Genomic DNA, 18587 nt, shown 5'->3' with positions numbered 1-18587 from the left:
GGTTACGGACTGCCGGACTTCGCAGAGGAACTCAACTACGGAGTCGATCTATCAACCATCTGAGGGTGGTATCAGATTGATGGGGTGAAGGTGCCCCATCAACCATTAAATCCGTATACCCCTTTTATGGTGATGACCCCATCAAAATGCGGGATTTGCTGAAAGCCCAGGAAGAACTGGACTTCTATGTATAGGAGGTAGGCTCAAGCGCCCATGCATCCTTAGCTCCACTCGCACATACCCACGGCATCTGTTTGCTGTGGGTATGTGCAGAATTAACTCGCTCCATCTGCCTTAACAATGTTCGCCTGTTGCTTGTCTGCAAGCTCCTCCAGATTCATGTACGCACAGTCTTTTTTGGCAATAAAGCTGTCAGCAGAATCGATCAGGATATTGTCATCCTTCATAAATCTGCGACCAAGCAAAACCGGGTAAGAAAAATTTCCCCTGTCGGTGAGGGAGAACTGGGTTTTGTGGTTGGTGCCTGCAATGCAAAAATCCAGCATCACAACATAACGTCGTTGGGATGGGGCTCCTTTTCGCTTTATAAGCACTGTGCGCTCTACAGGTCGCTCCAGCTCAAGAATCACCTCTTCGTGATCTATCGTGCTGTCATCTGTTATGGGGTGATCTTTATGGTCGGCCAGAGGAATCTGGAATCTCACCCATTTCTGATCGTCTTGCTTGAACTCTTCCACATTCACAGCGTGGAGTGAGGAAGTCTTTGCACCTGTATCCAGCCGGGCTTTTAGCCTCAGGCCGGTATCGTTCATCACCACCCACTCCACAAAGCCGAGTGTTTCGGGAACAGGTACGACGCTTTTGTCTGCTTTCTCGGCGAAAGCTGTGGCGGGAATAATAAGCGCGGTAGCAAGACCTAAAGGGATCAGAAACCTCATTCAATTCCTCCAGCAAATGATTGTAAATCCGGGAAAAAAGATAGGAAATAATCCTCTAGCTCTGAATGCAAAGGCCGTATTTCGTCAATGATTCCGGCAAATGAATTTTGAAAGCGTATGCGTGCGGCCACCCTGTCCAGGGCGTAACCGATGTTATCTAGATCCCGATAGGAGCCAAACCAGTCGTGGGAAACAAGATGTCGGACGGTTTTGGTCATATCCGGCGACATGAGGTTTTCGTTATTCTGCAGCTCTGCATAAACGTTACTGATAAAGGTGTTCTGATCAGCATTAGTGAACTCGCTCCAATGCTGTAAGAGAAAGTGGTCATAGAGGATATCCAGCGCGATCCCGGAAAACCTGCGGCGCTGGGCAGAAAAAAGCCGCTTGCTGGCTAGTACGTCGGGGTGTTTATCGGTAAAGCTGTCTACCGCCAGGTGATGTCGAACCCCTAACCTTACAGAAGATGGGAGTGCTGCTACGTCGACACCGCGGGCGAAATCCCCAAGCATGCTACCCACCCGCGCTTCAGGCGAGTCGGGGGCAAGAAAAAGATGCGCAAGGTGGTTCAATGTTGTTCCCCGGTTCCAGAGCTGTGTGATTCAGACTGCAACAAACTGCCCGGCATTTCCACACCAGGAATGCTAAAAAGCCCTTTGCTGACGGTGTTTTAATACTTGGGTAATCCTGCTGCAAACCGTGAGTTTTCTTGCGGTTGAGCGCCCCCGGAGGTATTCTGACGCCCTCTCTCGGTTCAGCTAGCTCGGGCATCCATTGAGAAACCTCTACCCTGTTATTTTTATTGTAAGTCTCATGTTTGTGCTGCTAAGCATATTCATGACGCTGCCTGTGTTTTTGATGCTGGGCTCGGATGCGCCGAATGCAGCGTCGTTTGTGGAGTCCGCGGCCATCGTTTTCGGCATAGGGCTGTTCGGCATTGCCACTACTTACCGGCAGCCCCGCGATCTGAAACCACGGTATATGTTCGTGCTTACCGTGTCGTCCTGGTTCATTATAGCCCTGCTCTCTGCACTTCCCTTCTACCTTAGCGATGACGGCATTTCTGCTGCAGATGCGTTTTTTGAAGGTGCTTCAGGCATCACAACTACAGGCGCTACGGTATTCAGTGGCCTGGACACCATGGATAAAGACCTGCTTCTCTGGCGCTCGATTCTGCAGTGGATTGGCGGCATAGGGATAATCGGCATGTTCGTAGCCGTGCTTCCATTCCTGCGTGTAGGTGGCATGCGCCTGTTTGCCACCGAGTCTTCAGAATGGACAGACAAAGCGCTTCCAAGAATGAAAACCCTGAGCCGTGGGCTGCTCTTTGTTTACCTCGTGTTCTCAACAATCGCAGTTGTTACATACTGGCTATCCGGAATGTCACTGTTCGACGCGTTTAACCATGGCTTAACCAGTATTGCGACCGGGGGTTTCTCCACGTCGGATATGAGCATGGGTAAGTTCAACGATCTGATCCTTGTGGAAGCCTCGTTTTTCATGATGATTGGGAGCCTGCCATTCTTTCTTTTTGTCAGAGAGATGCATGGTCAGCGCGGAGTGTTATTCAAAGACCAACAGGTGAGATTGTTTCTCACCATATTACTGGTTGTGCCGGCGCTTCTCACCCTATACAGGTGGGCGGTTTCACCGGTGCCTTTTGACCCGGTTCATAATTACATAGCAACCTTGTTTAACGTGACCTCGGTGGTGACGACAACCGGTTATGCCTCTGAAGACTATTCCGCCTGGGGGCCACTGGCGTTCGTATTGTTTTTCTTCCTGATGTTTATTGGCGGCTGTTCCGGCTCAACGTCAGGCGGCATGAAAATTTTCCGCTTTCAGCTTTCTCTGATTGTGCTTCGTGAGCAGTTAATCCGTTTGCTGCACCCACGGGCGGTACTCTCCCGTAACTACAATGGGCGGGCCGTCAGTGATGACATTATCGCGTCTATGATCGCCTATACGTTTATCTTTCTGTTGTGCCTGCTTTTGATCACAGTATCTCTGGCAGCCATGCAGCTCGACTTTATCACGTCGTTGTCAGGTGCATTGACGGCACTCACCAACGTAGGCCCTGGGTTGGGGGACATCATCGGTCCTGCGGGGAACTTTGGCCCATTACCGGATGCCGCCAAATGGATTCTGGCGGTTGGCATGTTAATGGGACGATTGGAAATTCTTAGTGTGGTGATTGTGCTCTCACCGGCATTCTGGCGCAGCTAACCTTTTATCTCTGAACCTGAATGCCGGCACGTTTTAATGGTTTTTAGAGGGCGTGCTTGTGAATGAAGCGCCCGATCTCCTGAATTTCCTCAAGGCACACACTGTGCTCCATAGGGAAGGTCATGTACGCCGGCTCGTAGCCCATTTCCTTGAGTGCCTCCACACTACGCACACCAAGCGATTCCTGAACCATTGGGTCAAAGGTTCCGTGATAAATATTGATTGGAATACCGGCGTTTGCTTTGGAAGGCTTTACCGTTTTCGCTGTGGCGAAGTAGGTGGAAAGTGCCAGAATGCCTGCCAGACGTTTCGGGTATGTCAGGCCAAGCTCATAAGCAACCGCCCCACCCTGTGAAAACCCTGCAATAACGATGTTCTCGGAAGGAATACCGCGTTCAATTTCCCGATCAACCAACTTGCCCACGGCGCGGGCCGATGCCATCAATTGGTCGGTATCTACAATTCGGTCAATATCCATCGCTTTGATGTCATACCAGGCTGGCATGGACATTCCGCCATTGATGGTGACCGGCAGATTGGGCGCGTGGGGGAAGATAAAACGTACCGCTGCATCGTCTGGCAAACCCAACTCTGGCACTACCGGTTCGAAATCATGCCCGCTTGCGCCAAGGCCATGCAGCCAGATAACAGCAGCGGTGGGATTGGCTCGGGTTTCCAGCTCAATATATTGAAGATCCTGCACGCAGTACCTCGTTTTCTGAAAGGGAGATTGTTGTCCGGATTATTCCGGTGCGTTTAACCTGGCGTTTGCATCCAGTGCGCTTTGAACCGGATTAGCATACATATCCAATAGATAGGGTCGAATTGCCGGATCACAAGCTTCGAGTCTTCTTTCTATTTCCGCGCGCGCGGTTTGAATCTCGGCTTCTGACCAGTTTTCGGCGGTTACCACTGACTCTCGAACAACATCCAGGCTGTAAGCGCCCTCAGCATTCTGGCCGCGTATCTCGTAGGCGATCAGGTTAGAGGCGTGCAGGCGATAATTTGCGTGCACCTCTGTGTCGATCACTGCAGCAAGTTCTTTGGCGTTCTCGGGCGCATCAAGAATGGGGGCGCCAAAATGGACGTGCACATGGCCCTTGAACTGGGTCAGCCCTTTCATGATTTGCTCGGTATCTTCACCTTCTGCTTTTTTGTAGCTACCACTGCGGGCTTTTGTTTCCAGTTCGCGGGCTTTATCAGCGTCGCAAGGATCGTATTCGTAGGATATGGACACCGGAACAATGCGGAGCTTGTTCATGGCTTCTGCAAAGCTCAACCCGCTCTTTTTACAACTCATGTAAAACATCTTGATGATTGCCGGGTCGGTAAAATCACGACCGTCTTTAGCGCGCCCTTCTCGCTGGGCAATCCAGATATTCTCGTTACTGGCAACGCTGTAGTTGATAAATCCAGAGAGGGTGATATATGCGTCACGCATTTCCCTCGGGCTGGTCATGTCACGGCGCACAATAAAGCTCTTGTTAAGCCGCATCATCTCAGCAAATACACGGTTTGCGAGCAGATTGTCACCAATGGCGATCCGAGTGGTACGCAAGTCGTTATGGAACAACAGGTAGTTCACCACCATGGGATCAAAAACAATATCCCTGTGGTTGGATATGAAAAGATAGGCGCCCTGCTTGCTCAAATTCTCCAGGCCGCTGGTGGTTACACGGGCCGTTGTGCTTTCAATCAGTTCACCGATATAGCCAGAAAGCCCAGCCTGCAGATCATCTACCTTTGTGAAGTGTCCAAATCGGCTGGAAAGCCAGCGTCGCGTAAAAAATCGCAAAGGTGCCGGGGCCCAGCGTGCAAGTAAGGGCGACTTGAAGCGCCCGACCATATCCAAAAACTCATGGTCGTTAACCAACCGTTGAATCGCCGGGCCGGTTTCTTCGTCCGAATAGGGACGGATGGCGTCAAATTCCTGCATGGCTGCCCTGTTGTTGTGTGTATCGATTATCTTGAGCTGTTAAACCTAGGCTTAAAACCGCGGTATTGTATCGGTTTTCCCGTGGGTTTGCTTCCCAAAAACACGGCTTGTCCGGCCATTCCTTGCGGTGAATCTGGTATGATCCGCTACCTGATTTCACTCCAGCCTCGCGATTGACCGGTTATTCTATGTATCCCGACCAGGACTTTGAACAGCTTTCTGCCGAGAGGCCCACAACTTCTGGCAGAAGCCCCGAACAGGTATTGCACGAAGTGTTCGGGTACGAATCCTTCCGCCCTCTGCAAGGAGATATCATCCATGAGGTGGTGTCTGGTGGCGATGCCTTGGTGCTTATGCCCACCGGCGGCGGTAAATCTCTTTGTTATCAGGTGCCTGCGCTTGTTCGCTCCGGTACGGCGATAGTTATCTCGCCACTGATCGCCTTGATGCAAGATCAGGTTGCTGCACTGCGTGAACTGGGAGTGAAAGCGGCCTTTCTCAATTCCACAATGGATTTCGAGCAGGCGCGCGCTACCGAGTACGCACTTGGCACCGGTGAGCTTGATCTTCTTTATTGTGCACCTGAGAGGCTCATACAGCCCCGTACTCTGCAACTACTGCACGATGCGTCCATTTCGTTATTTGCTATCGACGAGGCCCACTGCGTTTCCCAGTGGGGGCATGACTTCCGCTCGGATTATCTGCAGTTGGCGGTGCTCGCTAACGAATTCCCAAACATCCCCAGGATTGCGTTAACGGCCACGGCCGATGAACGCACCCGCAAAGAGATCGCGGAGCGCCTGTCCCTCACCGAGGCGCGGCACTTCATTAGCGGTTTTGATCGCCCTAATATTCAGTATCGAATAGCGCCTAAGATTAACGCAAACAAGCAGTTGCTTGATTTTATTAAAGCAGAACATGAAGTCGACTGTGGCATAGTTTATTGCTTATCCCGCAACAAAGTGGATGCCACTGCGAAGATGCTAGCCCAGAAAGGTTACACCGCACTGCCCTACCATGCGGGGCTTCCGGCCAACGATCGGGCACGTAATCAGGAGCGTTTCCTCCGGGAAGATGGTGTGATTATTGTGGCCACCATCGCCTTCGGCATGGGCATTGATAAACCGGATGTGCGCTTTGTAGCACACCTCGACTTACCCAGAAGCCTGGAAGCCTATTACCAGGAAACCGGCCGTGCGGGCCGTGATGGCAAGCCTTCTACCGCCTGGATGGTGTATCGCCTTCAGGACGTGATCAAACTGCGGCAGATGCTGGAAGCCTCCCAGGGCAACGATCATTTCAAGCGTATTGAACGGCAAAAGCTGGACGCTATGCTCGGGCTGTGTGAAGTAACCAAATGTCGCCGACAAGTTTTGCTGAACTATTTTGGCGATGCACTGGATGCGCCTTGCGGTAACTGTGACACCTGCCTGAACCCGCCTGAGACCTGGGATGGCACGGTGGCGGTGCAAAAAGCACTCTCTTGTGTGTTCCGTACGGGTCAGCGTTTTGGTGTTACCCACCTGATTGATGTGTTACGGGGTTCAGAAAATGAGCGCGTGCTGCAATTGGGACACCATCAGGTATCAACCTATGGCATTGGTGCAGAATTTTCCGCTAGCGAGTGGAAGTCGGTGTTCCGTCAATTGGTGGCTAACGGCTACTTGAGAACAGATCCCGATGGCTATGGCGCGTTGCAGCTCACTGAAGAATGCCGTCCACTACTGAAAGGCGAGCACAAGGTCGAATTGCGCAAAGACCCCGTCGTTAAAAAGTCTTCAGGCCGCTCTTCAGGTGGAAGAACTGGAAGCCCGGTTAAAGATCAGGTTACAGATCACGTGGGCTGGGAGGCGTTAAGGGCGTGCCGCAAGGAGCTTGCGGACAAACAAGGCGTGCCGCCTTACGTTATTTTCCACGACACCACTCTTTTCGACATGCTGGAACGCAAGCCTCAAACGCTTGATGAGCTAGCCGGCGTGAGCGGTGTGGGAGCCGCAAAACTGGAGAAATACGGCGAGATATTCCTCGCCGCCATTGCCAAGCTGGATCCAGCCTGAGGAACAACCTCAGGCTTCTCCTTATGCCGCGGGCTTGAAGCCTTTTTTGCGAACCCGATACTGGGCGATGGACGTAGCAACGTGGTTGCCGTCCATATCCCGCAGTTCTCCGGTGAGGCTGAATTTCGCCCGACCAGTAGCGTCAGCGTCAGCAAGAATGCCCGCAACCTCTTCCGGTGACAATTCAAACTCGACAGTCACATCCGAATTGGCGGGCAGCAAAAATTGCAGCGTCATTTCCTTCAGGATTGGTGTGTAGGCGGGGCCAAGATCAAACAAGGTGAGTACCCCACCCGGAATTTCCGCCACAAGAAAGTAAGCCCCTGCGTACAGGCTGCCAAAGTGGTTCTTGTTACCTTTGAGCTGTATGCGCGCTCGCACGTAACCCGGGCGAACCTCTTCAACGCTGAACCGGTTTCGGGGCGCGAACGGAATCGACAAGCCTATAAGGCGGTTAACGGCGGCGTAGCCGCCGGTTTTCTTCAGCCACTCGACGGGTTGCGCCAGGGTTGCCTTGGGGTCTATGGTTGAAATCCATTGACCGGTCGCCCCGATAATATTGTCTATTAAGGCCATCATTGTGCTCCGTAAGTTGTATTGAGGCGGATGATTACAATGCCGGACACACATCGCAACACTCTTTTACATATTTCTGGAGAGATTTGCCGGCTCTCCGGAGAATTCTGATCTAAAGTTTGATTACCCGTAATCTTAGTCATAACGTCAAAACAGCTGGCCTATGCGAGCTGGAACGGATTCGGAACATTTCACAAGGATTCGGATAGTGCGATATGCCCAACCCCGTTTAACCTGTGACCAAGCAGGCACCAAAATGTTTGCTGCCACCAGGCTCTCCCTCACACTCCTTTGTGCGCTTGTGTCGAGTTGCTTTGCTCATGCAAACCCCGCACACAACCCTGTACAAGAGTATGTCCTTTGGTACCGGAATTACGATAGCCCTGCTATCTATGCACTGGTTACTCTGGCATTGGAAAAAACACCCGAGTATGGGGAGTTCCGCATTATCCGGAGCCAGGAGCTTAGCCAAGGGCGAGCACTGCGCGAGCTGGGTCGAGGCGGAACCCGTATGGTGGATATTGCAAACGTGGCCACATCAGCAGAGCGGGAGCAGTTTTTGACCCCTGTGCCGGTTCCTGTAGACGGAGGGTTGCTTGGTTTTCGCGTGTGCGTGGTTATGCCAGAAAGTCTCTCACTGTTTGAGGGTATTCACTCCCTAGACGATCTTCGTGAGAGGGGCGTGCGAATTGGCCAAGGGGATCACTGGCCAGACACTCCAATACTCAGAAACAACGAGATTCCAGTTATTACCCATTCCCGTTACGAAATTCTCTTTGGAATGTTAAGAAAACACCGTTTCGATTGCTTTGCCAGGGGTGTCAGTGAGGTGATTAACGACCTGCAAATGGAAAATGACCCCGAGATGACGATAGAGCCCAACCTGGTGCTGGCCTATCCAATGCCCTCTTACCTGTTTGTAGGCCCTGAAGACCAGGTAACAGCGCACCGTTTGCAGCTCGGAATGGAGCGCGCCATTCGGGACGGCAGTTTTGGCGTGTTTCTTGAGCAGTATTATGGTGCGGCGGTTGCTAACCTTAACCTGGATAAACGCACCATCATCGTTTTGGACAACCCCTTCCTGAGTGAAGAATCAGGAAGCATTGGCCGCGATACGCTGAACAACCTGCGCTGGCGGATTGAGCTACTTCGCGACTAAGCCCCAATCAAACCCGGAAACGGGATACGTTGCCATCAAGGGTGTGGCCAATCTGTTCTATTTGTCCACTGTAAACGTCATTCTCACTGGCAGCGGCAGCGGCTTCCTGGCCTTGATCCGCAATGCGGGTAATCGACGAATTCAGCTCTTCCGTAACCGAGGTTTGCTCTTCTGAGGCAGTGGCAATCTGAGATGTCATCTGGCTGATAGCGGTAATGGCGCTAGTGATGCGGTTCAGGGAATCCATGGCATCCTGCGCTTTTTCCATGCTTACGTTAGATACCGCTGTTGATGCGTTCATTACATCTACCGCGTCATTGGCACCGGTCTGGAGCCGCTCGATCATATCGTTTATTTCTTCAGTGCTGGTTTGGGTGCGCCGCGCAAGGTTTCTTACTTCGTCTGCAACCACGGCAAAACCGCGACCAGCATCTCCGGCCCGCGCAGCTTCAATGGCTGCGTTCAGTGCCAACAGGTTGGTCTGTTCAGCAATGCCTTGAATAACTTCCAGCACCGTTGTGATAGAGGCAACATCGCGACCTAGTGAATCGATGACTTTTGCAGCTGTGCTTACTTCGCGAGACAGCTGCTGCACCGCATCTCGTGATGCAGACATGGTTTCCAGCGATGCCCTGCTGTCGTCATCCGCTGTGTTAGCTGCGTCTGCCGTTTGCTGGGCGTTTTGTGCAATTTCATGGGCTGCTGCGGACATCTGGTTAATCGCGGCCGCCACCATATCGATTTCGGTTTGTTGATTTTCAACGCTGCTGCGGCTGGTCTTGGCCGTGCTTCTGAGCGCCGTTACGTTGGTAGCCAGTTCACTGCTACCCTGCTGCACTTCACGAACCACCTGATGAATTTTACCGACAAACTGGTTAAAGCTTGCAGCCAACTGGCCGAACTCGTCGCGGGCGCTGTCGTCTAAACGCTGGGTGAGATCTGCATCGTTTGAGCCTATGTCTGCCATGGCTGCATTCAACCTGCGAATCGGAGCCATCAGGGTACGAATTCCCAAATGCAGTACAACAAGTGATACCAGAAGCCCAACAACAGCCATTATCACGCCGGTTATCATGGCGCTTCGAACAGGGGCGCTTATTTTGTCCTGGTTAACGAAGGTACCCAAATACCAGTCAACACCGCGGGCATCGCTGATAGCATGAAAGCTGGCGCTCCAGTCAGCACTTTCCTGCTTAAAGCTGTGCAAGCCTTCTTTCAGCTTTGGAGCCTCACCAAGTAGCGAGCTGATATTTTTACCTATCAGGCGCCGGGTTGGGTGGTACAGCACCGTGCCGTCATTGCTGATCAGCGCAGCATAACCAGTGCCTGCCAGATTGATCACAGACAGCATGCGCTCAATGGCGTTAAGGGTAATATCCGCACCCACAACACCTTGATGCGTCCCACGCTTCACCGGGGCAAATGTAGAGATAATAATTTCGCCGGTTGCAGCATCCAGGTATGGAGTAGTAAAGGATGAGCGGCCAAGCTCCATGGCTCTTTTGTACCAGGGGCGGGTGCGAGGATCATAGCCCTCAGGTAGAGTGTCAGTATCGGCCTGGCTTTTCATCAACATGTACCCGTCAACACGGCCCACGTACACATCCTTGAAATTGCCGCCTGTTGAAATTGCCTGCAGCAACGTATGTGCTTGCTTATCGTCTGCCACTGACTCGAGAGCTTTAGCCGTTGATTCGGTCATTATAAGCCGGGTGTTGAGCCATTCAGCAATGCTTGACGTATTCTGCTCTGCAGTGTTTTCGATTAATGAATCCACATAGGTTTGCGACGTGTTTTGCAAACGGAGGTTGCCGGAAATTGTGAAGGCGGCCATAACCAGCAAGAGTAGAATGCTGAAAGTGACGAGTAGCTTTTGACCAAATGTAAGATGCACGGCGCGCTCCCTATTTTGTTTCACTGATTAACGGCCGTCTGTGCGAACTCTTTAATGCCTTCTGATAAACTTGTTTCGTAAATTCATTTCCACGCCGTACAGGAGCCCCACTGAATGGCCCATGAAGAGCTGCATCTAAACCTCCGCAACCTGAAGCTTGATGATTATGAACAGCTTCAGGTACTCATGGATCGGGTCTACGACGATATTGGTGGGGCTTGGCCCAAAGACACCATAAAGGCGTTGGTTGAGCAATTCCCCGACGGGCAGATCTGTATTGAAGATCATGGCGAGCTTGTGGCCGTTGCTCTTACGGTTTCTGTCAAATATGAGCGATTCAGCAACCCTCATACCTATGATGACCTGATTCTGAGCAATGAGCAGATCCGGCATAACCCGAAGGGCGACTCACTTTACGGGCTGGATGTGTTTATCCATCCGGAATATCGCGGGTATCGGCTTGGGCGCCGGCTGTACGAAGCTCGCAAGGAACTATGCCGTTCAATCAACTTGCGTGCCATTCTTGCGGGCGGGCGTATACCCGGCTATCACAAGTATTCCGAGCAGTACACTCCGGCCGAGTACATTGATCGCGTTGACCGCAAAGACATCTACGATCCGATTTTGAGCTTCCAGCTTTCCAACGATTTTCAGGTAACCCGGCTGATGCACAAATACCTGCCAGAGGATGAAAAGTCTCTGGGGTATGCAACCTTGCTCGAGTGGCGGAACATTCTCTATACCCCGCCCTCCTCTGTGTTGAACGAAAAGAAAACCCAGGTTCGTATGGGTGCCGTTCAGTGGCAGATGCGAGAGTTTGGTTCAGTTGAGGAAGTGCTGGAGCAGGTTGAGTACTTTGTGGATGCACTCTCCGATTACAAGAGTGACTTTGCACTCTTCCCGGAGTTTTTCAACGCGCCTCTGATGGGTCTGACCGATCAAGTAGATCAAACCCGAGCCATACGTTTCCTCGCCGGTTTCACGCAGCAGTTCCGGGATCGTATGTCAGAGATGGCGGTGAGCTACAACATCAATATCATCACCGGTTCCATGCCTTTGTTGGAGAACGACCGGGTCTATAACGTGTCCTATCTATGCCATCGGGATGGTCGTGTAGACGAACAGCGGAAGATCCACATTACCCCACACGAGCGCCGTGATTGGGTGGTTGAAGGTGGCAACAAGTTTGAAGTTTTCGACACAGACTCCGGCCGTGTTGCGATTCTTATCTGTTATGACATCGAGTTTCCCGAACTCGGGCGAATTGCAGCAATGAAAGAAGTAGACATAATCTGCGTGCCATTCTGGACAGATACCAAGAACGGCTATTTGAGGGTTCGCCACTGCGCCCAGGCCAGGGCTATCGAAAACGAGTGCTATGTGGTGATCACTGGCAGTGTTGGTAACTTGCCGAAAGTGGAAAACCTTGATGTGCAGTACGCGCAATCGTCGGTGTTTTCACCTTCTGACTTTGCCTTCCCTCACGATGCAGTGATGGCAGAGACCACGCCAAATACCGAGATGATTATGTTCTCGGACATGGATCTCGAAAAACTCACATTGGTGCGTAACGAAGGCTCTGTTACCAACCTTAAAGACCGCAGAATTGACATGTATGAAATTATCACCCGATAGGTGTTGAAGAACAGTATTAAAGGTTTATCGTATGACACTGATGGCGTTGCAAATCTTGCTATCAGTGTCTATTGTTTAATCAGTATTCAAACAGCTTCTGTAGAGACTTGGTATTCATGAACGAAGCGTTGCCCGATCTGGTCGCCCAATTCACAATCCGGCACGGCTTGTTCCGCAAGGAACGGGTTGAAGCTGCGCTATTTGAACTGGACTCTTACGGTTGCGTTATGAAGACGGACAAGATGTTCAACCCCGGCGATACAGTCACGCTTGATCTGGTTATGGATATGCCGTTTGATAAAATTCGGGCGGAGAACGTGCCTGGACTTATTACCGAACGCAGAAAACACTGCAGCAACTTTTTCTACTCAATCGATTTTTCCGATTTAAAGTCTGACGGTGACACCACTCTTGAAGAAAAGTTACGCCGTATCAGAGAGGTGCTTTCCAAAAAGCAGTCGTTGAAATCACGACGTTCCTCAGGTTCCATGTCGAACATGCGGCATATGGCCTGATTATTATCCGTTCTACCCGCCTCAAGGAGTGAATACCATGGCGAAAAATGCCAAATCGAGCGTTGATAAAATCGTAAAGAAGGTCAACAAGGAATTTGAGAAGACATCTGCCCAGATAGAAACGCTGATCAACGATGCGATGAAGCACTTCGATTCCCTGCAACACCAGGTTCAGGATCCGGTGCGTAAGCTACTGAAAGAAGTGGACGAGCTTCGTGAGCGTGAAATGAAGCGTTTCACTGATGAGTTTGAACGCCGGCTGGAAGAGTTCCACGAACTGCAGTCCAGCATTCTCGAGCGTTTGGGCGTTGCCTCGAAAGAAGACATTCGCAAGGCTGAAAAAGAAAGCAAAAAACAGCTTAAGAAGGCCCCTGCGAAAAGCACCGCACCCAAGAAAGAAAGCAAAGCCAAAGCGCCTGCTGCCAAAAAAGCAGCACCTAAAAAAGCCGCAGCCAAAAAGCCCGCAGTAAAAAAAGCTCCTGCAGCGAAAGTAGCGAAAGCCGCTGACAGAAGCGATCTTACCTTGGTTAAAGGTATTGGGCCTGCAACGGCCAAAAAGATGAAAGAGGCTGGCATAACCTCCATCGACCAGATTGCCAATCCATCGGCAGATGATACGGATAAGCTGAAGGCTTTCTCCAGCATCAAGGGGTTCGACCAACTGGCGGCCGAAGCCAAGAAAATTAACTGATGCGAACGCCTGACCAGCCTGTATTACGGGACATAGTTCTGATTGGCGGCGGGCACAGCCACGTCGGGGTACTCAAACGGTTTGCAATGAAACCCGTTCCCGGCGTGCGCTTGACTCTTATTTGCCGTGATACTCACACCCCCTACTCCGGAATGCTGCCAGGTTATGTGGCTGGGCATTACAGCTACGATGATGTGCACATCGACCTGAGCCGGTTGGCAGAATTTGCTGGCGCACGTTTTTATCGCTCCGAAGCCATAGGCATAGATCGCAATCGCAAGCGTGTGATCTGCAAAGGCCGTCCGGATGTGCCTTACGACATACTCTCGATCAATATAGGCTCTTCTCCCAGAGTGAATGAGGTTGAAGGCGCTTCTGAATTTGCAGTGCCTGTAAAACCTATCACCGGATTTAATAATCGATGGCTTGCCCTGCTCTCCCGTATCGAGAATCACCAAGGGCCCTTAACCGTTGGTGTTGTAGGCGCAGGTGCAGGAGGCGTAGAACTCACTCTCGCCATGCAATACCGGCTCAAGAACGAACTGGAAAAACGTGGACGGGATTCTGATCAGCTGCACTTTCATCTGTTTGATGCAGCCAAGGAAATTCTTCCGACCCATAACGCCAAAGTTCGTGAGATTTTCCGAAAGACACTCTCTGATCGTGGCGTAAAACTCCACCTTGGGTCCCCGGTAGAAAAGGTCAGCAACAGGTTGTTGCGCACTGCCTCTGGCGAAACCCAGCAGGCCGATGAAGTTCTTTGGGTGACCAGAGCAGGCGGACCAGCCTGGCTTCAAGAAACCGGCCTGGCGCTGGACGACGGCCTGTTCCTGCGAGTGCGAGACACCTTGCAGGTTGAGAACGACGACAGCATTTTTGCCGCCGGCGATATCGCTAACGTGGTTAACCATCCCCGCGAGAAAGCGGGGGTGTTTGCTGTGCGTCAAGGCCCCGCTCTGGCGGACAACCTTAAACGCATGGCATTGGGCAAGGCCCCCAAAGATTTCCATCCCCAGAAAAAATGGTTGGCGTTGATCAGCACCGGCGACAAGTATGCGGTAGCTTCCCGTGGTGATATGCAGTTCGATGGCGCCCTGGTGTGGCGCTGGAAAGACTGGATCGACCGCCGATTCATGGAAAAATTCACCGATCTTCCTGCCATGGAAGAATCTGGCGCCCTGCCCGATACAGCTGCAGCCCAGAATCCTAAGGAGGCATCCCAGGCCATCTCTGCAGTTGCTATGCGCTGCGGTGGGTGCGGTGCCAAAGTTGGCAGTACGGTGCTTTCCCGTGCACTGGGTGAGCTTCGGCCCATTGATCGGGACGATATTATTATCGGCCTGCATGCGCCCGATGACGCAGCCGTGCTGAGAGTCCCGCCAGGAAAAGCGGTGGTGCATACCGTCGACTTTTTCAGAGCATTTATTGACGACCCTTACACATTTGGCCGCGTTGCAGCCAACCATGCCTTGGGCGATGTATTTGCTATGGGCGCTGAAGCCCAGAGTGCCACCGCTGTGGCTACGGTGCCTTATGGTATTGAATCCAAAGTGGAGGACGTTGTTTTCCAGATGATGTCTGGCGCCGTAGATGTGTTGAATGAAGCCGGTTGTGCTTTGGTGGGTGGTCATACTGGTGAAGGCCAGGAGCTTGCTCTGGGTTTTGCAGTTAATGGCTTGATAGATCCCGATGAAGTGATGAGTAAAGGCGGCTTGCGAGCTGGTGATGTACTCATTCTCACCAAGCCGATTGGCACTGGAACGCTATTCGCCGCTCACGCCCGCTTGGCGGCCAAAGGACGATGGATAGATTCGGCCCTCGCCTCCATGGTGCAGTCCAACAAGGCGGCGGCAGACTGCCTGCGTCGTTCAGGTTCAAAAGCCTGTACCGATGTGACCGGTTTCGGATTGTTGGGTCACTTGGTTGAAATGACACGGCCTTCGAGTGTGGATGCAGAGCTGGACCTATCTGCGATACCCATCCTGCCCGGAGCGGAAGAAACAGCTGCAGCAGGCATTCTCAGCTCTCTTCAACCGGCCAACATACGCTTGCGTCGTGGTATTCGGGATCAGGAAAAATGGGTGAATCACCCACGCTATCCGCTGATTTTTGATCCGCAGACTGCGGGCGGCTTGTTGGCGAGTATTGCGGCTGATAAGGCAGAAGAGTGTGTTCGAGAGCTGAAAGCCCTGGGCTATCCGCACACAGCCATTATCGGTCGGGTTACTCCACAAGATGAAAGTGGATCAATCGAGCCAATTACCTTAAAGGAATGAACTCAGGGTTGATCCTGGAACAGCGCTGCACGGCAAGTAAAAGCGCCTGCTCCAGGGATTCCTGCTCTTTTTCTGGTGTGAACTTGCCAGCCAGCTGGCTCACCTGCTCTCGTAACTGAACCAAAAATGCTGAATCCGTCTCAGCCCGCGTGAGCACAGTAGCCAGCGCAGACGTATCGCCTACCGGGTAGTACCCGCCATAATCCTTACCAAGCAACCCGATATTACCGGAAATATCGGAGGCTACTACCGGTAAGCCGGCACGGCAGGCCTCTGAGACCACATTAGCGCCACCCTCCATGACGGAGCTTATTACCAACAACTGGCTAGTGGCCATCAGCTGCAAAACATCGGCTTTCTCAAGCTCACCAAGCCAGTGGAATCGTGGGTTCTCATCGGCTTCCCGGGTCGCAAGGCCTTCCCAGTGAGCGTCGTGTGCCTTGCCTGCACACATCACACGAATTCGGGAAGCTGTGGGCATCAACCTTGCCGCCTTGGCTGCTCGCAGTGAGTCCTTTTCAGACCTGAGGTGGCCGATAACACACACATTGAAGTCTGACGTCGCAGAAGCAGCCGCTCCCGGCGCCTCAGGTGGCTTGTCAGCTGACTGGAAAAGCGTGACCAGTTTGTCCCGGAATCTTTCGGGAATATCGTCCCCCACTTGAGCATGCAATCCAATCAGCGCGTCAGCCACCTGCATGGAATAAAGAGTTTGCTCAGGGTATTTATACTGGTGCCGATAGATGTCTGTTCCCGTGAGAGCGACGACCAAAGGTTTACCCGGCCAGGATTCACGAAACAAACGAATGGCATCGTGGCTTCGCCAGGCATGCAGCGCGAGAAATAAATCACAGGCTTCACCCTTGTATTCCGTGATAACGCACACTTGATGCCCTGATTGTTCCAGCAACGCCTGCCAGCGCTCAGCGGTTGCCCTGTTTCCAGCTTTGGAGCCAGGAGCGGCAGGCGTAATGATGATAATATCCATAAGCATCTTTGGTATAAGGGCCCCCTTTCAGAGCCCGGGTGAAACTTTGGTAGACTTACAAGCTATTTCCGGAGAATAGTGCCCGGATATATGACCTGATTAAACCCGTAAACCGTATAGCTGTTCAGGCTTTGCGGCAATCAGAGTATCCTTCACCTGTACTATATCAGTCACATAACCGATCAAGGATTTCAAATGGCTTTGAATCTTATACGGAAGTTAGTGGTATCCAGCTTGTTCTGCGTCACCGCCGTAACCGCATCGGCGGAAACATTTGTATTTACAGCGATCCCTGATGAGGACGAAACCAAACTGGTAGAGCGTTTTCGTGGAGTGGCAGATTACCTCTCCGAGCAACTGGATGTTGATGTACGTTACATTCCAGTGAAATCCTATGCTGCAGCGGTTTCTGCATTCCGTAACAACCAGGTTCAGCTCGCCTGGTTTGGTGGCCTTTCCGGCGTGCAGGCCCGCAGGTTGGTTCCAGGTTCTGAGGCAATCGCTCAAGGTGTTGAAGACGAAGCTTTCGAAACCTATTTTATTGCCAATACCACCACTGCAATTAAGCCGACTGAGAAACTCAGCGATCTGGAAGCTCCAATGAAGGGCAAAACCTTCACCTTCGGATCCAAAGGTTCAACGTCTGGTCGCCTGATGCCAGAGTTCTATGTGCGCGACACCTTTGGTACCAAGCCTGAGGATTTCTTCTCGCGCGTTGGCTTCAGCGGTAATCACACACGCACTCTGCGTTTGGTTGAAGCCGGAACCTACGATATTGGAGCGCTCAACTTCCAGGTTTGGGAGAAAGAGTTGAGTGACGGGAACATTGATACGGATGCCGTTCAGGTTATCTGGAAAACCCCCGCCTACCCCGATTACCAGTGGACTATTCGCGGTGATGTAGATGAGCGTTTTGGCGAAGGCTTCAAGCAGCGCGTTACTGAAGCACTGTTGAACCTCGATAACCCTGAACTGCTGGAAAGCTTCCCACGCTCAGGTTTTATTCCCGCCTCTAACGACGACTATGAGCCGATTCGTAAAACAGCTGAAGAGATTGGAATCCTCGATTGATGTCAGGCTTCGCTTTCTCTGGCCTTACGGCTTCATTCAGCGGCAAGCGGGTTATAGGCCCGCTTTCGCTGCAGGTTAACCCGGGCGAAAAAATCGCGCTCGTGGGTAAAAGCGGCGCTGGTAAATCCACACTCATCCGTTTGATGCACGAACGTGTCAATCGGGAGTCGTCGCTTATCCCCCAAGAGCTGGGTTTGGTGAGTGCTTTGTCAGTATTCCATAACGTATACATGGGGCAACTGGACAAGCACTCAACCTGGTATAACACGATTACACTGGCACGCCCCTTTGCCAAGGACCGCGCTGAGGTGACCACCCTTCTTCAGTCACTTGGAATGACGGAAAAGTTCTGGACACCCACGGCGTCACTGTCAGGCGGGCAAAGACAACGTGTTGCGATTGCCCGCGCTTTATACCGCAAGGCATCCATTCTGCTAGCTGATGAGCCTGTTTCAGCGCTCGATGGGCCCATGGCAAATACGGTAATGACGCTACTTCGGGATCGGTTTTCTACCAGTATTATTGCGCTGCACGACGTTGATCTGGCGCTGGATTACTGCACCAGAATAGTGGGCATTCAGGATGGCCAAATCGCCCTCGATGAACCAAGCGCAAACCTTGTGGCTTCAGACATCATGTCTCTTTACTAGGTAACTCGGCCGTT

Annotated in this window: 16 protein-coding genes; 9 read left to right on the top strand and 7 right to left on the bottom strand. The window is 52.0% G+C overall.

Annotated elements, in window-relative coordinates:
• Positions 1–275 precede the first annotated feature (275 nt).
• Together FE848_RS18005 and FE848_RS18000 are read right to left on the bottom strand one after the other, a co-directional pair.
• Positions 276–899 (bottom strand): ATP-dependent zinc protease, encoded by a 624-nt coding sequence (locus tag FE848_RS18005; RefSeq protein ID WP_200205242.1) that lies wholly within the window; start codon positions 897–899, stop codon positions 276–278.
• Positions 896–1471, bottom strand: coding sequence for an ACP phosphodiesterase (locus FE848_RS18000; RefSeq protein ID WP_200205241.1), 576 nt, complete (start codon positions 1469–1471; stop codon positions 896–898). The genes FE848_RS18005 and FE848_RS18000 overlap by 4 nt, the downstream gene beginning before the upstream one ends.
• A 241-nt stretch (positions 1472–1712) precedes the next feature.
• Here FE848_RS18000 and FE848_RS17995 point away from each other — a divergent pair, with 241 nt between their 5' ends.
• Entirely contained in the window at positions 1713–3125 is a 1413-nt protein-coding gene (locus tag FE848_RS17995; RefSeq protein WP_200205240.1) for a TrkH family potassium uptake protein, read from the top strand.
• Between the two features lie 43 nt (positions 3126–3168).
• Here the strand turns inward: FE848_RS17995 and FE848_RS17990 are convergent, their stop codons facing one another.
• A complete protein-coding gene (locus FE848_RS17990) occupies positions 3169–3828 on the bottom strand; it encodes an alpha/beta hydrolase (protein ID WP_200205239.1) in 660 nt (219 codons plus the stop codon).
• A 39-nt stretch (positions 3829–3867) separates the two neighbouring features.
• Positions 3868–5061, bottom strand: coding sequence for a 1-acyl-sn-glycerol-3-phosphate acyltransferase (locus tag FE848_RS17985; protein WP_200205238.1), 1194 nt, complete (start codon positions 5059–5061; stop codon positions 3868–3870).
• A 188-nt stretch (positions 5062–5249) separates the two neighbouring features.
• Between FE848_RS17985 and recQ the strand changes: the two genes are divergently transcribed.
• The gene (gene recQ, locus FE848_RS17980) at positions 5250–7118 is read left to right on the top strand and encodes a DNA helicase RecQ (protein WP_200205237.1); all 1869 of its coding nucleotides are present in this window, start codon (positions 5250–5252) and stop codon (positions 7116–7118) included.
• A gap of 21 nt (positions 7119–7139) precedes the next feature.
• Here recQ and FE848_RS17975 read toward each other — a convergent pair whose 3' ends face one another.
• Positions 7140–7694: a DUF4442 domain-containing protein gene (locus FE848_RS17975; protein ID WP_200205236.1), complete on the bottom strand. Its 555-nt coding sequence runs from the start codon at positions 7692–7694 to the stop codon at positions 7140–7142.
• A gap of 256 nt (positions 7695–7950) precedes the next feature.
• Here FE848_RS17975 and FE848_RS17970 point away from each other — a divergent pair, with 256 nt between their 5' ends.
• A complete protein-coding gene (locus FE848_RS17970) occupies positions 7951–8853 on the top strand; it encodes a hypothetical protein (RefSeq protein WP_227715449.1) in 903 nt (300 codons plus the stop codon).
• Positions 8854–8860: 7 nt separating this feature from the next.
• On the opposite strand, the gene FE848_RS17965 is transcribed toward FE848_RS17970, so the two are convergent.
• Positions 8861–10747, bottom strand: a complete 1887-nt coding sequence (locus tag FE848_RS17965) for a methyl-accepting chemotaxis protein (RefSeq protein ID WP_200205235.1) — start codon at positions 10745–10747, stop codon at positions 8861–8863.
• 114 nt (positions 10748–10861) lie between these two features.
• On the opposite strand from FE848_RS17965, the gene FE848_RS17960 reads away from it, so the two are divergent.
• From FE848_RS17960 to selD, 4 genes are all read left to right on the top strand, one after another.
• Positions 10862–12382, top strand: a complete 1521-nt coding sequence (locus FE848_RS17960) for a bifunctional GNAT family N-acetyltransferase/carbon-nitrogen hydrolase family protein (RefSeq protein WP_200205234.1) — start codon at positions 10862–10864, stop codon at positions 12380–12382.
• Between the two features lie 116 nt (positions 12383–12498).
• Positions 12499–12897 carry a hypothetical protein gene (locus tag FE848_RS17955; RefSeq protein WP_200205233.1) on the top strand — a complete coding sequence of 133 codons (399 nt, stop codon included), beginning with the start codon at positions 12499–12501 and terminating at the stop codon, positions 12895–12897.
• A 37-nt stretch (positions 12898–12934) separates the two neighbouring features.
• On the top strand, positions 12935–13588 hold the full coding sequence (locus FE848_RS17950; RefSeq protein WP_200205232.1) for a helix-hairpin-helix domain-containing protein: 654 nt from the start codon (positions 12935–12937) through the stop codon (positions 13586–13588).
• On the top strand, positions 13588–15864 hold the full coding sequence (gene selD / locus FE848_RS17945; RefSeq protein WP_200205231.1) for a selenide, water dikinase SelD: 2277 nt from the start codon (positions 13588–13590) through the stop codon (positions 15862–15864). Before FE848_RS17950 ends, selD begins: the two co-directional genes overlap by 1 nt.
• Here selD and senB read toward each other — a convergent pair.
• On the bottom strand, positions 15848–16852 hold the full coding sequence (gene senB / locus FE848_RS17940) for a selenoneine biosynthesis selenosugar synthase SenB (RefSeq protein WP_200205230.1): 1005 nt from the start codon (positions 16850–16852) through the stop codon (positions 15848–15850). The two genes, selD and senB, sit on opposite strands and share 17 nt — an antisense overlap.
• Positions 16853–17047: 195 nt before the next feature.
• On the opposite strand from senB, the gene FE848_RS17935 reads away from it, so the two are divergent.
• Both FE848_RS17935 and FE848_RS17930 read left to right on the top strand, forming a co-directional pair.
• Positions 17048–17923, top strand: a complete 876-nt coding sequence (locus tag FE848_RS17935) for a putative selenate ABC transporter substrate-binding protein (RefSeq protein WP_200205229.1) — start codon at positions 17048–17050, stop codon at positions 17921–17923.
• Positions 17923–18573, top strand: a complete 651-nt coding sequence (locus FE848_RS17930) for a phosphonate ABC transporter ATP-binding protein (protein WP_200205228.1) — start codon at positions 17923–17925, stop codon at positions 18571–18573. Before FE848_RS17935 ends, FE848_RS17930 begins: the two co-directional genes overlap by 1 nt.
• Positions 18574–18587: the final 14 nt, after the last annotated feature.

The organism is Marinobacter sp. 1-3A (assembly GCF_016597775.1).
In the GTDB taxonomy this organism is placed as follows: domain Bacteria; phylum Pseudomonadota; class Gammaproteobacteria; order Pseudomonadales; family Oleiphilaceae; genus Marinobacter; species Marinobacter xiaoshiensis.
The sequence above is the reverse complement of the archived record's forward strand: the minus strand, read 5'-3'. Positions and strand labels throughout refer to the sequence as shown.